This is a genomic window from Kribbella sp. NPDC002412, assembly GCF_053592935.1.
Genome location: NZ_JBSFBL010000028.1, coordinates 36,522 through 49,944 on the forward strand (window position 1 = coordinate 36,522; position 13,423 = coordinate 49,944).

Annotated in this window: 13 protein-coding genes; 7 read left to right on the forward strand and 6 right to left on the reverse strand. The window is 69.4% G+C overall.

Features of this window, described 5'->3' with window-relative positions; translation table 11 throughout:
* Positions 1-2 precede the first annotated feature (2 nt).
* From ACWCOV_RS22545 to ACWCOV_RS22560, 4 genes are all read right to left on the reverse strand, one after another.
* Complete coding sequence (locus tag ACWCOV_RS22545) at positions 3-3,371, reverse strand: phosphodiester glycosidase family protein (RefSeq protein WP_449831254.1); 3,369 nt, start codon at positions 3,369-3,371, stop codon at positions 3-5.
* 149 nt (positions 3,372-3,520) lie between these two features.
* Positions 3,521-3,844, reverse strand: a complete 324-nt coding sequence (locus tag ACWCOV_RS22550) for a rhodanese-like domain-containing protein (RefSeq protein ID WP_449831255.1) — start codon at positions 3,842-3,844, stop codon at positions 3,521-3,523.
* Positions 3,845-3,899: 55 nt separating this feature from the next.
* Positions 3,900-4,775, reverse strand: a complete 876-nt coding sequence (locus ACWCOV_RS22555) for an SDR family oxidoreductase (protein WP_449831256.1) — start codon at positions 4,773-4,775, stop codon at positions 3,900-3,902.
* Positions 4,776-4,799: 24 nt separating this feature from the next.
* Positions 4,800-5,657 (reverse strand): DNA-formamidopyrimidine glycosylase family protein, encoded by an 858-nt coding sequence (locus ACWCOV_RS22560; protein ID WP_449831257.1) that lies wholly within the window; start codon positions 5,655-5,657, stop codon positions 4,800-4,802.
* Positions 5,658-5,790: 133 nt separating this feature from the next.
* On the opposite strand from ACWCOV_RS22560, the gene ACWCOV_RS22565 reads away from it, so the two are divergent.
* Positions 5,791-5,937: a hypothetical protein gene (locus tag ACWCOV_RS22565; RefSeq protein WP_449831258.1), complete on the forward strand. Its 147-nt coding sequence runs from the start codon at positions 5,791-5,793 to the stop codon at positions 5,935-5,937.
* 57 nt (positions 5,938-5,994) lie between these two features.
* Here the strand turns inward: ACWCOV_RS22565 and ACWCOV_RS22570 are convergent, their stop codons facing one another.
* Positions 5,995-6,822 carry a class I SAM-dependent methyltransferase gene (locus ACWCOV_RS22570; RefSeq protein WP_449831259.1) on the reverse strand — a complete coding sequence of 276 codons (828 nt, stop codon included), beginning with the start codon at positions 6,820-6,822 and terminating at the stop codon, positions 5,995-5,997.
* 119 nt (positions 6,823-6,941) lie between these two features.
* On the opposite strand from ACWCOV_RS22570, the gene ACWCOV_RS22575 reads away from it, so the two are divergent.
* Positions 6,942-8,114 carry a DUF418 domain-containing protein gene (locus tag ACWCOV_RS22575; RefSeq protein ID WP_449831260.1) on the forward strand — a complete coding sequence of 391 codons (1,173 nt, stop codon included), beginning with the start codon at positions 6,942-6,944 and terminating at the stop codon, positions 8,112-8,114.
* Positions 8,115-8,137: 23 nt separating this feature from the next.
* Here ACWCOV_RS22575 and ACWCOV_RS22580 read toward each other — a convergent pair whose 3' ends face one another.
* Positions 8,138-8,407, reverse strand: a complete 270-nt coding sequence (locus ACWCOV_RS22580; protein WP_449831261.1) for a hypothetical protein — start codon at positions 8,405-8,407, stop codon at positions 8,138-8,140.
* An 82-nt stretch (positions 8,408-8,489) separates the two neighbouring features.
* Here ACWCOV_RS22580 and ACWCOV_RS22585 point away from each other — a divergent pair, with 82 nt between their 5' ends.
* The 5 genes from ACWCOV_RS22585 (at position 8,490) to ACWCOV_RS22605 (ending at position 13,421) form a co-directional block, all read left to right on the forward strand.
* Positions 8,490-9,443 carry a GlxA family transcriptional regulator gene (locus ACWCOV_RS22585; RefSeq protein ID WP_449831262.1) on the forward strand — a complete coding sequence of 318 codons (954 nt, stop codon included), beginning with the start codon at positions 8,490-8,492 and terminating at the stop codon, positions 9,441-9,443.
* A gap of 234 nt (positions 9,444-9,677) precedes the next feature.
* Positions 9,678-10,766 (forward strand): acyltransferase family protein, encoded by a 1,089-nt coding sequence (locus ACWCOV_RS22590; protein WP_449831263.1) that lies wholly within the window; start codon positions 9,678-9,680, stop codon positions 10,764-10,766.
* 57 nt (positions 10,767-10,823) lie between these two features.
* Positions 10,824-11,519 carry a PadR family transcriptional regulator gene (locus ACWCOV_RS22595; RefSeq protein ID WP_449831264.1) on the forward strand — a complete coding sequence of 232 codons (696 nt, stop codon included), beginning with the start codon at positions 10,824-10,826 and terminating at the stop codon, positions 11,517-11,519.
* A gap of 145 nt (positions 11,520-11,664) precedes the next feature.
* Positions 11,665-12,639 carry an ATP-binding cassette domain-containing protein gene (locus tag ACWCOV_RS22600; RefSeq protein ID WP_449831265.1) on the forward strand — a complete coding sequence of 325 codons (975 nt, stop codon included), beginning with the start codon at positions 11,665-11,667 and terminating at the stop codon, positions 12,637-12,639.
* The gene (locus ACWCOV_RS22605; RefSeq protein ID WP_449831266.1) at positions 12,639-13,421 is read left to right on the forward strand and encodes an ABC transporter permease; all 783 of its coding nucleotides are present in this window, start codon (positions 12,639-12,641) and stop codon (positions 13,419-13,421) included. The genes ACWCOV_RS22600 and ACWCOV_RS22605 overlap by 1 nt, the downstream gene beginning before the upstream one ends.
* Positions 13,422-13,423: the final 2 nt, after the last annotated feature.

A 13,423-nucleotide genomic window follows, 5' to 3' on the forward strand; every position in this document is an offset into this window, starting at 1 on the left:
CGCTACCAATCCACCGTGATCGTGGCGCTCTTGGTGGTGCCGTTGACCGTGACGCCCAGCTCAGCTGTGCCCGGGCGTAGGCCGGTTAGCTCGCCCGTTGCCGGGTCGTACGACGCTACCGCCCAGAACGGGGCGGTCCGGGCCGGGCCGATGTGCAGGGAGCGCGAACCCCACCAGTCGGCCGAGACCGGGAACGCCACCGGCACCCGCCGGCTCTCCTGTACGACGGTCGCACCCGCAGCAGCCGTCTCACCACGACGCAACGACGTAGGCGCGGTCAGCTCGAGCGAGTCGACGTGCGGCCGGAACTCGACCTTGAGCCAGGACCGCTCCGGCGCCGACCACTTGCGCTCACCGGCGGCCGCCGTACGCGCGTTGGGGTCGACACCGACCATCGCCCAGCCGGTGAACCCGCCGTCGTCCGGCGCGGACGACGGGCCCTTGCCGGAGTTGCCGGTCAGCGGCAGCAGGACGCCGTCGGTGCGCGAGGCCGCGAAGGTTCCCGCGTGGGCCGCCATGTACGCGGCGCCCTTGCCGGTCGACGCCCGGAAGCCGGCCAGCCAGTCGACGATCATCCGGGCTTCCTTCCGGTCGCCCAGCTGCGAGTTGGCGGTCGGCGACGGGTCGTCGATCGGGTGGTGCGCCATCACCACCACGTTGCGGATCGACGTGTTGGCGGCCGCGTCGTCCAGCTGCGCGCGGAGGTCGAGGATCTGCGCGAACCCGCCGGCCCGCAGCGAGCCGAGCGACGAGTCGCGCAGGATGAACCGCGTCCCCTTGTGGTCGAACGTGCTGGTCGGCGGCCCGAACACCTTGGACCACTCGGACAGGTCCCCCGGCCCGTAGCTCTCGTGGTTGCCCGGCACGTAGTGCACCGGCACCTTGCCGGCGACCTCCTCGTCGATGATCTGCTTGGCCAGCGCGATGTCGTTCGCGAACCCGCGGTCGACGAAGTCGCCGTTGATCACCAGGAAGTCCGGGTGCTGCGCGAGCGCCTCGCGGATCGTCCGCCGGGCCTGCTTGACGAAGTCGGAGTTCGGGTCGTCGGCGGTGAACTGCGCGTCCGACATCACCGCGAACCGCCAGCGGCCGTCGGTCGCCACCGTTCCGTCGGTCACCACCAGCGGGTCGGCTACCTTCGCCGGCGGGTCCATGTCGACCGGCGGCGCTCCGCGCAGGGTCAGGTCGTCCACGATGATCCGGCCCGAGTACTGCCGGGTCGGCACGGTCTCGACGACGTAGATCCGCCAGAACCGCAGCGGCATCGCCAGCCCCGGCGGGATGTCCGCCTCGACGTACTTCCACCCGGTCCAGTCCACCGACGCCGCGATGTTCAGCGTCTGCGGCGATCCACCCGCCGCGGTGTAGGCGTTCGCCCGCAACCAGGCGCCCTTGCCGTCGCCGTACACCCACGCGCCGAGCTTCTGCGGCTGCCCGGGCAGCGTCAGCTGCGGCGTCACCGAGAGGTACGCCGCCCGCGTCGCCGTCGTGCCCGTGAGCGAGTAGTCGAGCGCGATCGCCTGCCCGCCGTCGTGGCCCTCGGCTGCCGACCGCGACGCCGTCGCCGCACCGGCCGGTACGGCGTTCGCCGCCCAGCGGGACAGGTCGTCGACCTCGTCGATCACCGTGCTGCTGAGGCCGGACGTGACACTGAGCTGCGTGGTCAGGTTGCCGGTCTTCGCGGTGATCACCGTCGACACCGCGTCGTCGCTGAGCGCGTTCACCTCGAACCCATTGCCCTTGGCAACCACCTTGACGAGGGTCTCGTCGTACGACAGCTCGAGGTCGCGCGGCTCGATCCAGGTGCCGAAGCCGTCGGCGTCGTACCCGTCGATCTCGAAGAAGCCCTTGGCGGTGGAGTCGGACAGTGACACCTGCCGGGTCGACGGGGCCAGGCGGGTCGGTGCGCCGAGGACGGTCAGCTGGATCCGGCCGTGCGCTGTGCCGCGGGCCGCGGTGACGATCGCGTCGCCGGCCTTCCGCCCGGTCACCACGCCCTGCTGGTCGACGCGCACATGGCCCCCGGCGAACCAGTACGGCGTACCCGTTGCCGGAGCGTAGGTCTCGTCATGACCGGTCGCCGTGAGGACACGGCTGAGGCCGGTCAGCACCCGCGAGCTGCGCGAGACGTCCGTGTCCGGGTCCTCGGCCGCTGTGCCCTGGGCCTCCACGCGGTAGCCGGTCAGCCTGCCGGAGCCCTTGACCGGCAGCAGGCCGAGGCCGTTCGGGATCACCCGCTCGCCGCCGTCGGACGGGTCGTTCACCACCTGCGGCGCCGCCTCGCCGGGCGAGCGGGCCAGCATGGTCGAAGAGCCACCGCCGTCCAGGTTCAGCGCGTCGTCGGCGCCGAGGCCGATCATCAGCTGACCCATCTCCTTCAGCGACAGACCGCGGGAACCGGTCGCGCGGCCGTCGACGGTGAGCAGCAGCATTCGGCTGCCATCCGCATCGAAGCCGATCGCGGTCCGCGGCGCCAGATCGGCGTCCGGGACGCCGGCCGGAACCTGGCCGTCCTTCGCGAGCTGGTAGTTACCGCTGATGCCGACGGCGACGTCGGCCGCGTCCGGGCGTAGGCCGTACTGCACGTCGACCTTGTCGCCGACCTCGAAGGCGGCGAGCGCGGTCGCACCGGCCTCGCGGCCGATCAGCGCCTGCTCGTTCGCGGCCAGTGGAGTGGTGCCCGGAGTGGCGGCCGACGAGACGACCGCGCCGTCGCGAAGGATCACCTCGCGAACGGTCGGCAGGCCGTCGACGGTCCTGGTGCGGGCCGCGTCGCCCCACTCCGGTGTGTAGAGGCCGATCCCGCCGGAGTTGACGGTCGGCGAGTTCAGGTTGGTCAGCTCGAGCTTGGTGGCGTCGTCGTCGGTCGCGCTGCCCTGCAGGAACAGCTCCGCGATCCGGCCGAGGCCGTCCTTGCCGATCACCGCGGTGTCGTTGTGCCCGGCCGCCGGCGCGTTGACCAGCCGGCCGCTCTCGACGCCGACCCCCAGCGGCGCGGTGGTGTCGTTGATGTCGAAGAAGTCGCCGTTGACCCCGGCGATCGCACCCTTCCGCGCCAGCTGCCGGCTGAGCGGCGTGCCGCCGGACACCTTGCCGGTGTTGACGTAGTCGACCGTCACCCCGTGCTTGTCCAGGTCGGCCGCGAGGATGTCACCGCGGAGCCAGCCCTTCGGGTCGAGGCGCTCGAACGACGTGTAGTTCACGCCCGGCGCGACCGGGCTGTCCGCGCGCGTCGTGAGCACACCGTCGCCGGCGATCGCGGCGTCGGGGATGCCACCGGGAGCGGGGCTCGCGGCGGCCGGCGCGACGACGGCGCCGGCCAGCAGGCCGCCCACGCCGATCGCCGCGGTCAAGGGACGGAAGAGCGACACAGGAGCCTCCCCAACGTGGACGGACGCGGCCATCCGACGTGGTGCGCTCTACCGCCACATGAGGCACAGGTGTACGCCGGTCAACCGACCGGTGACAAAGTAACGTCTCCGGAGGCTTTCCGGAAGGTTTTCTCCTCGGCAGGAATCGGTCAGCCGACGGCGACCGGGCGGCCGGAGGTCTGCCAGGCGTGCATCCCGCCGTCCAGGTTGATCGCCTCGCGACCGAGCTGGTTCAGGAACTGGGTCGCCATCCCGGACCGGCCGCCGACCGCGCACACGCACAGCACCTTCTGGTCCAGCGGTACCTCGCCGACGCGCTCCTGCAGCTCACCGAGCGGGATGTGCTTCGCCCCCTCGATGTGCCCGCGGTCCCACTCGTCCGGCTCACGCACATCCAAAACGAACGCCTCGGCCAGCAGGGCGTCGTCCAACTCGGCCACCACGACCGAGGGAATCTCCTGGTTCTGGAACATGCCCTCGATCATCTCAGGCCACTGGTCAAGACCGGCCGCCAGGACTCTTCCGCGTTCAGGGGAGCGGGCGGCCGCCGGTGGCGCCGATGCGTTCGCCGGTGATGTAGGTCGAGTCGTCCGAGGCGAGGAAGACGTAGGCGGGTGCCATCTCGGCCGGTTGTCCCGGCCGGCCGAGCGGAGTGTCCGCGCCGAACTCGTCCACCTTCTCGGGCGGCAGCGTCGCCGGGATCAACGGCGTCCACACCGGACCCGGTGCGACCGCGTTCACCCGGATGCCCTTCGGCGCCAGCTCCTGCGCGAGTCCCTTGGTGAAGTTCAGGATCGCCGCCTTGCTGGTCGCGTAGTCGAGCAGCTGCGGCGACGGCTGGTACGCCTGGATCGAGGTCGTGTTGATGATCGCCGACCCGGGTTTCATCACCGGTACGGCGGCCTTGCACAGCCAGAACATCGCGTACACGTTGGTCTTCATCACCTGGTCGAACTGCTCGGTGCTGATCCCGGCAATCCCCTCCTGCGACATCTGGTACGCCGCGTTGTTCACCAGGATGTCCAGGCCACCGAGGTCGGACACGCACTGGTTGACCAGCTTGCGGCAGTGGTTCTCCTCCTGGATGTCGCCAGGAACTGCAACGGCCTTGCAGCCCGCCTCCTCGACCAGCCGGCAGGTCTCGCGGGCGTCCTTCTCCTCGCTCTCGAGGTACGACACCAGTACGTCGGCGCCCTCCCGGGCGAACGCCAGCGCGACAGCCCGGCCGATCCCGGAGTCGCCGCCGGTGATCAGCGCCCGCTTCCCGTTGAGTTTGCCGCTGCCCTTGTACGTGTCTTCGCCGTAGTCGGGGTGCCGTTCCATGTCCGCGCTGCGGCCAGGGTGCTCGAGTTGCTCCGGACCCTGGGCCTCCGCGCCCGCGTACCGCTCGGTGGGGTCTGCCATGGTCCCGCAGTACCCACGGGGAAACTACTTGAGCAGCTTGGAGAGGCGGCGGTCGGCGAGGGGTTTGCCGCCGGTCTGGCAGGTGGCGCAGTACTGCAGGGAGGAGTCGTGGAAGCTGACCTCGCGGACGATGTCGCCGCAGACCGGGCACTTCTGGCCCTTGCGGCCGTGCACGCGCAGGCCGGACTTCTTCTCCGACTTCAGGTCCTGGACGGCGAGGCCGGCCGAGCGGTTCACCGCGTCCTGGAGGGTCTCGAGCATCGCGTCGTACAGCAACTTCAGCTCGTCCTCGGTCAGGTTCGACGCGGGTTTGAACGGGCTCATCTTCGCCACGTGCAGGATCTCGTCGGAGTAGGCGTTGCCGATCCCGGCGATCACCGACTGGTTCCGGAGCACGCCCTTCAGCTGCACCCGGCCCTCGCGTTTCAGGATCGCGCCGAAGTCGTCGAGTGACAGCGTGAACGGATCCGGCCCGAGCCGGGCGATCCCGGGCACCTCGGCCGGGTCGCGAACGACGTACACCGCGAGCTTCTTCTGGGTGCCGGCCTCGGTCAGGTCGAAGCCCGAGCCGTCGTCGAACACCGTCCGCAACGCGATCGGGCCCTTGCCCGGCCGCACCAGCGCGGTGGACTGCTCGTCCTTCCACCGCAGCCAGCCCGCGCGGGCCAGGTGGATGACCAGATGCACGCCCTGGGCCTCGATGTCGAGGAACTTGCCGTGCCGCTGGACGTCGTCGATCAGCAGCCCGACCAGGCTCGAGATCGGCGGGTCGTAGGTCTTCAGCGCGCTGATCGCGGTGATGTCGGCGCGCACGAACGCCCGCCCGACGGCGCGCTCGCGCAGGAACGCCGCCAGCGACTCGACCTCCGGCAACTCAGGCACCGTCCCAGTGTGCCTTACGGCGGGGACAGTTTGCCGGGTTCAGGGTGGGAACAGGGGATCGGTGGGGTGAACCCGCAAGAGTTTGTTGGCCAGGGACGGTAGCGTCTGAGGGCAAGAGAGTAGGGAGGCCCTGATGGGGTTTGTGAAGACGTTGGTCAAGGGTGCGGTCGTCGCCAAGCTGGCGCAGATCGCGCAGCGCGAGCTCAGCAAGCCTGAGAACCAGCGCAAGCTCAAGGATGCGCTCCACAAGGTGCAGCAGCGCCGCGGCGGCGCCCACTAAGCAGCGCTCTGGACTTCGGCCCGGCTGCTTGTGCACAGCCGGGCCTGAAGCGTGCGCTCAGGCGGGCTTGTGCGCCTGCAGCGTGTACGTCGCCGGCAGCCGGTGCGGGTTGTCGGTCAGCCGCCACTCGCCGGACGCGTCCTCGGTCATCAGCCCAGGCAGGGCGTTCCAGGGCGCGCTGTCGTGCTCGGCGAGCGAGTCGAAGACCAGGCCGGCCTGCTGAAGCGCGGTGATGATCTCGGACAGGCCGTGGTTCCACTCGTGCGTGACGTTGTGCGAGAACTCCACGTCGGTCTCGACGTACGTCCCGCCCTCGTCCCACACGATCGGCTCGGCGGTCTCGAAGTACGGGTATCGCAGGACTGGGCTCGTGTCGCCGGGCTCGGCGTCGAGCGCCCACAGCATCGGGTGACCCTCGCGGATGAACAGCCGGCCACCTGGCTTCAGCAGTCCCGCGACGGTCTCCGCCCACCGGGTGATGCTCGGCAGCCAGCCCAGCGCGCCGATCCCGGTGAACACCAGGTCGTACGACGATGCGCCGAGCACGTCGACCGCGTCGTACACGTCGGCGACGTGGAAGTCCGCCTCCAGCCCGAGCCGGTCGGCCAGCGACTGCGCGTGCTCGATCGCGGGCGCGGAGAAGTCCAGCCCGCTCATCCGGGCGCCGAGCCGCGCGAGAGACACGGTGTCGGTGCCGATGTGGCACTGCAGGTGCACCCCGCGCAACCCGGAGATGTCACCGAGCCGCGGTAGGTCGAACCGGACCACTTCACTGAGGTGCTGCGGATCCTCCTCGAACCGCGCCACGTTGTACCCCGGCGACGCGGCATGCGCCGGCACCCGCTCGTCCCAGTTGGCCCGATTCACATCCCGGTAGTCGCTCACAGCCGCGACCCTGCCACACGCCGCGCGGCCGCGTCACAGCAATTAGTGGAGAAAAGTCCACCCCTACGGGAGGTTCAGACCGACTGTGTGAGGTACGGCGCACTGGTGTGCTGGACGGCATGAGCCAGGTTCTGAGCCGGACCCGCATCCAGGACGTCGATGCGCTGCGTGGATTCGCCCTGCTGGGCATCTTGGTCGTGAACATCACCTTCGCCGCGTCGGGCTATCCGATCCACCTGGCAGAGGATCCGGCGTACCAGTCGTGGCTCGACCAGGCGGTGCACTGGGTGTCGTCGACGTTCGTGGACATGAAGTTCTACCTGCTGTTCTCGTTCCTGTTCGGGTACAGCTTCCAGTTGCAGGTGGAGGCGGCTCAGCGGGCCGGCGCTGCCTTCAAGCCGCGGATGCTGCGCCGGCTGGGTGGTCTCTTCGCGATCGGCGCGCTGCACGCGATCTTCCTGATCACCGGTGACATCCTCAGCGTCTACGCGCTGATCGGCCTGATCCTGCTGGCGATGCGACGGGTGACGGACCGGACGGCGCTGATCGTGGTGGGCGCGATCTACGCCTATCTCTTCATCTCGCTGGGTTCGACCGCGCTCTTCCTGGACACTTCGGCGTTCCTCGACCCGGCCGGCGCGGTCACCGCGGCGCAGCAGACGACCGCGAACCTCGGCGGCTCGTTCGGCGACATCATCGGCGAGCACGTCGCGGCGCTACCGACGTACGGCGTGTCGCTGCTCACCGTGCAGGGACCGACGACGCTGGCCGCCTTCCTGCTCGGCCTGGTCGCCGGCCGCCGTCGGATGCTCGCGAACCTCAACGGCCAAGAGGCTGTACTGCGGCTGATCCAGCTGGTCGGATTCGTCGTCGGCATCACCGGCGGCATGATCTACGCGGCGGGTGGCAACGGCGACACCGGTTCGGTCTTGGCCAGCGTGCTCACCGCACCGTTCCTCACTGCGGCGTACGTCGCGACGCTGCTGCGGATCATGCACTCGGACAAGGGGCGGGACGTGCGACGGGTGCTCGCACCGGCCGGGCAGATGGCGTTGTCGAACTACCTGGGCCAGTCGGTCGCGACGATGCTGATCTTCACCGGCATCGGGTTCGGTCTGGTCGGCCAGGTGTCTCCGCTGGAGACGATGGGGATCGCCGTCGCGATCTTCGCCGTACAGGTCGTGCTGAGCCACGTCTGGATGAGCCGCTACGGCTACGGGCCGGTGGAAGGTGTGCTGCGGGCCGTCACCAACGCGACCGCTCCCACCTGGCAGCGCAAAACCGCCGGGTGAGGTCCCGGCGGTCTGCGGAGGTGTCAGGCCGCGTGGTGGCCGTGGTGGGTGAGGACGCGGGCCCGGCGGATGCTGTGCACGGTGCCTGCGGTCGTCGCGGGCTTGTGGTTGAGGGGCTCGGCCGCATCGCCAAGGGCGAGCAGGTCGAGCTTGGTCCGGGCCTGATCACGGTCGTCAGTCACCCAGGAGCCGTTCGGACCGGTGGTCAGACCGGTCGAGTGCCGCCTGTTGCTGATCTCCAGAGCCGCGATCACGGCCAGCGCGAATACTGCGAGAAGAATGATTCCGGTCATGGCATAGATTGTGCTACCTACTAGATACTGCCACCACTGGCACTATTGACATAGTTCCACAAATTCCTGCCATACTGGCCGCATGCTCCACAAGATCGCTGTCGTCCTCATGGAGGACGTCGCCATGTTCGAGTTCGGCGTGGTGTCGGAGGTATTCGGGATCGACCGGACCGACGACGGTGTGCCCGCGTTCGACTTCAAGGTGTGCTCGACCCGGCCGGGCGAGCCGCTGCGCAGTAGCAGCCACTCCGCGGTGATCGCGCCGTACGGGCTGGAGGAGCTCGAGGACGCCGACCTGGTCGCGCTCCCGGCGACGACCTGGCGGGAGGAGTACGACGAGCGGATCCTGGAAGCGCTGCGGCGGGCCGAGGCGCGCGGCGCGATCCTGCTGACGGTGTGCTCGGGCGCCTTCGTGCTCGGCAAGGCCGGGCTGCTGGACGGCCGGCCGTGCACCACCCACTGGCGCTACGAGAAGCTCTTCCAGGAGACGTTCCCGCTGGCCAAGCTGGACGCCGACGTCCTGTTCGTCGACGACGGCAACATCATCACCAGCGCCGGCACCGCGGCCGGGATCGACGCCTGCCTGCACCTGGTCCGGCGTGAGCTCGGCAGCGCGGTCGCCACCCGGATCGCGCGCCGGATGGTCGTCCCGCCGCAGCGCGACGGCGGTCAGCGGCAGTACGTCGAGGTACCGGTGCCGGAGTCGTCCGGCGAGAGCCTGCAGCCGGTGCTCGACTGGATGGTCGAGAACCTGACGATCGAGCACACCGTGCCGGCGCTGGCCCGGCGGGCGCAGATGTCGGAGCGGACGTTCGCGCGGCGGTTCGTCGCGGAGACCGGGACGACACCGCTGAAGTGGGTCACCACCCAGCGCGTGCTGCGGGCGCGCACGCTGCTCGAGCAGACCCGGATGGGCATCGAGCAGATCGCCTCCGAGTCAGGATTCGGGACGGCCGCCCTGCTGCGGCACCACTTCCGCAGGGTGGTCGGCGTGCCACCCCAGGACTACCGCCGCACCTTCCGGACCGCCAGCTGACGGTCGACAAGCACCTGGCGCTCAATGAGGGCGCGCACCGCACCCTGACTGCGTCCGACTACGCTGCGCTGACCGGGCGGTCGCGCTGGGTGAAGTCGCTCCGACCCGCTCCGGGCGGCGTGACACCGCCCACAGAATTTGCGGCACCCCCACCCGGTCCTCCTAGGATCCTTCGAGTGTCACAGGGGGGTAACGGCCGAACAGATCGGCGAGCCGAGAGAAGTTGGAGCGACTGTGGCAACGCCGGACCTGTCCAGGGCCAGCACCTCCCGACGTCTGAGCTGGGACGTCGTCCGTGTCATCGCCGTCCTCGCAGTGGTCTTCTGCCACACGACGTACCAAGGCCCGGTGTTGCACCCCGAGTTCGGTGCGCCGCTGGGCAAGTACCCGTTTCAGGTCGGCGCCAGCGTCCTGCTGGTGATCAGCGCGTACTTCGTCTGCGTGACGATCCGGAAGGGTCCGACGGCGCGGTGGTTGTGGCGCCGGGTCTGCCGGGTGCTCCCGCCGTACCTGGCCGCCGTGCTGGTCACGTACACGGCCTTGATCCTGTTCGGGCCTGACAACTGGACCCTGCCGACCCCGCACGACCTGTGGGGCAACCTGACGCTGGCCGCGTCGTTCGACCCGTCGGTGCACCTCATCGACGGCTCCTACTGGACGCTGCCCCTGCAGCTGATGGCCTTCGCCGCCGCCGCGCTGCTCTGGCCGCGCGGCATGGGTTCGGCCGGGCGAATCACCGGACTGCTGTGGGTGATGATCCTGGCGCCGGTGGTCCTGGATTGGAACGACCGGATCCTGCACAGCCCGTTCTGGGTGCAGCAGGCCTGGAACGGCCTCGGACTGCACCGGCTGCAACTGTTCGCGATCGGCATCGCGATCTGGCTCTGGGCCCAGCGCCGGATCAACGTGGTGCACCTGGGCGCGCTCCTCGTCGCGACCGTCTTCGCTCAGCATGCCCACACCGCCGACCTGCCGTCCTCGCTGGGCATCGGCGTCCTGCTGGTGTTCGTGGCGCTGGCCGCGCGCGGTCCGGACTGGCGGGTGTTCGCGCCGATCCAGCGGCCGATCCGGTTCCTGGCGCGGATCTCGTTCGCGATCTACCTGCTCAACCAGGAGCTCGGCTACCTGATCGCCTACCACCTGATGGCGGTCGGCGCGGGCCGGCTGGCGCAGATCGCCGGCGCGGTGACCGGCGTGATCGCGCTGGCTTGGCTGCTGACGACGTACGTCGAGCAACCCGTCTACCGCGCGCTGGCCAACACCCCGATCCGGCCGCCGCTGCGCCGGCTGGGGTTCCGCGCTCTGGTCTGGCTGACTACTTGACGGCGGATACCCGGAGCGTGATACTCGATTTCGAGTAATCGAGATCGAGGGGGCATCATGGCGCGACGCAAGGTCGGCAACCCGCTCGCGTTCGCGATCCTGGGCAGCCTGGCCGAGCGCCCGATGCACCCGTACGAGATCTCGACGCTCCTGCGCGCCCGCGGCAAGGACCAGAGCATCAAGCTCAACTACGGCTCGCTCTACTCCGTCGTCACGGCCCTGGAGAAGAACGGCTTCGTCGAGGCCCTGGAGACGATCCGCGAGGGCAACCGGCCGGAGCGCACCGTCTACCAGATCACCGACGCCGGCCAGGAGGAGTTCCGGGACTGGCTGACCGAGCTGCTCGGGACGCCGAGTCGCGAGTTCCACCCGCTGGAGGCCGGCCTCGCGTACCTGCCCGGCCTGCCGCCCGACCGGGTGGCAGAGCTGCTGGAGCAGCGGCTGCGGGCGATCGACGCGGAGATCGAGCAGGTCGGTGCCGCGCACGAACAGATGGCGGCGATGGAGTTCCCGCGGATCTTCTGGGTCGAGTCGGAGTTCCGGCTGGCCCTGCTCGAGGCCGAGTCGGCGTACGTCCACGAGCTCGCCGAGGCGATCCGGAGCGACACCCTGGACGGGTCGGCGTTCTGGCGCCAGGCCTGGAAGAACTTCGAAGAGGAGGGCATCAGCCCGGTCGACCAACTGAAAGACCCCGTCAAGTACTTCGGCGCCGAGTTCGCCTGGATGCAGGCGATGCCGCCGGAAGCCAGGTAGCCAAGCAGGACGGCCCCCGACCGAGGTGCGGCAACACCACAGGTCGAGGGCCGCAGTTCCTCGAGCCGGTCCGAAGACTGGTCCCAAGGCGCATCCATCAGGATAGCCAGCGGCGGACCGGCTCCCGTCACCCCAAGGGAGTCACATGCATGCCCTCGACGCGATCGACCTGGTCAAGACGTACCCGGCCGGCCGCAAGAAACCACCGCTCCGCGCGCTCGACGGTCTCACCTTCAGCGTTCCGGAAGGCGTCGTACTGGGCCTGCTCGGGCCCAACGGCGCCGGCAAGTCCACCACGGTCAAGATCCTCACCACGCTCTCCCGCGCCGACTCCGGCACGGCCCGAGTCGTCGGGTACGACGTCGACACCGAGCAGGACGCCGTCCGGCGGGCGATCGGCTACGTGCCGCAGAAGTCCAGCTCCGACCCACAGGCCACCGGGGTCGAGAACCTCGTGCTGGGCGGCCGGATCTACGGCCTGACCCGGGCAGAAGCAGTACGGCGAGCAGCGGAACTGCTGGAGCGGTTCGGCCTGACCGACGCGGGCGGTCGCCAGGTCAAGACGTACTCCGGCGGCATGCAGCGCAAGCTCGACGTCGCACTCGGCCTGGTTCATCGGCCGCAGGTGTTGTTCCTCGACGAGCCGACGACCGGTCTCGATCCGGAGGCGCGGGCGGAGCTGTGGGACGAGGTCGGGCGGCTGTCCGGTCAGGAAGGCCTGACCGTGCTGCTCACCACGCACTACCTCGAAGAGGCGGACCGGCTGGCCGACCAGCTCGCCATCGTCGACCACGGCAAGATCGTTGCCTCGGGCACCCCGGAGGCGTTGAAGGCCGAACTGCGGGGCGACTCGGTCAACGTCGAGCTGCTGGCGCCGGACAACTCGCTGAGCGTGCGGGCGCTGCTCAGCGAGTTGCCGGGAGTTGGCGAGATTGTTGTCGAGGGCAGCACGTTGCGGCTTCGAGTCGACCACGGGGCGACTGCTGTTCCCGCCGTACTGGGAACCCTTGAGGACAAGGCGATTCCGGTCACGGCCGTGACGGTGTCGCGGCCGTCGCTGGACGACGTCTACCTGCGGTACACCGGGCGGTCGTACCGCGCTGAAGGCGAGGCGGCGTGATGAGCACCGTCGAGTTTCTCGGGCACACTCGGTTCATCACGGGTCGCTGGCTGCGGGCGCAGTACCGGCAACCGGCGCTGATCGCGTTCACGTTGATCCAGCCGGCGATCTGGTTGCTGCTGTTCGGGCAGTTGTTCAAGGGCGTCGTCGAGATTCCCGGCTTCGGCGACTCGTCGTACATCGCCTTCCTCACGCCGGGGATCGTGATGATGACCGCGCTGATGAACAGCGGCTGGAACGGTACGACGTTCATCGCGGACATGGAACGCGGCGTGATGGACCGGCTGCTCGCGTCGCCGGTCAGCCGCGGCGGGCTGATGGCCGGGCAACTCGTCAGCAACGCGACCACGGTGTTCATCCAGACCGTGCTCGTGTTCGCGATCGGTCTGGCAGCCGGTGCCCGGTACGACGGCAGCGCCGCGGGCTACGCGGTCACGGTCGGCGCCGCGATCCTGGTCGGCACCGCCTTCGGCTCGCTGTCCAACGCCGTCGCGTTGCTGACCCGCCAGCAGGAGGCGCTGATCGGCATCTCCCAGTTCGTCTCGCTGCCCCTGACGTTCATGTCCTCGATCATGATCGACCCCGACGTCGCTCCCCACTGGGTCAACGTCGCCGCCCGCTACAACCCGGTCGACTGGGCCGCGGTGGCCGCCCGCGAAGCCCTGTCAGCTGATCCCGACTGGTCCTCGGTAGCCCGCCACAGCGCCTATCTGCTCGCCTTCACCCTCGTAGTCGCCTGGCTCTCCACCCGAGCCTTCCGCACCTACCAGCGCTCGGTCTGAGG

Bases quoted from the DNA above. Each gene is read 5' to 3' on its own strand.
- ACWCOV_RS22550 (WP_449831255.1), bottom strand. From the start codon at position 3,844: ATGTTCCAGAACCAGGAGATTCCCTCGGTCGTGGTGGCCGAGTTGGAC.
- ACWCOV_RS22555 (WP_449831256.1), bottom strand. From the start codon at position 4,775: ATGGCAGACCCCACCGAGCGGTACGCGGGCGCGGAGGCCCAGGGTCCG.
- ACWCOV_RS22565 (WP_449831258.1), top strand. From the start codon at position 5,791: ATGGGGTTTGTGAAGACGTTGGTCAAGGGTGCGGTCGTCGCCAAGCTG.
- ACWCOV_RS22575 (WP_449831260.1), top strand. From the start codon at position 6,942: ATGAGCCAGGTTCTGAGCCGGACCCGCATCCAGGACGTCGATGCGCTG.
- ACWCOV_RS22580 (WP_449831261.1), bottom strand. From the start codon at position 8,407: ATGACCGGAATCATTCTTCTCGCAGTATTCGCGCTGGCCGTGATCGCG.
- ACWCOV_RS22585 (WP_449831262.1), top strand. From the start codon at position 8,490: ATGCTCCACAAGATCGCTGTCGTCCTCATGGAGGACGTCGCCATGTTC.
- ACWCOV_RS22595 (WP_449831264.1), top strand. From the start codon at position 10,824: ATGGCGCGACGCAAGGTCGGCAACCCGCTCGCGTTCGCGATCCTGGGC.
- ACWCOV_RS22600 (WP_449831265.1), top strand. From the start codon at position 11,665: ATGCATGCCCTCGACGCGATCGACCTGGTCAAGACGTACCCGGCCGGC.
- ACWCOV_RS22605 (WP_449831266.1), top strand. From the start codon at position 12,639: ATGAGCACCGTCGAGTTTCTCGGGCACACTCGGTTCATCACGGGTCGC.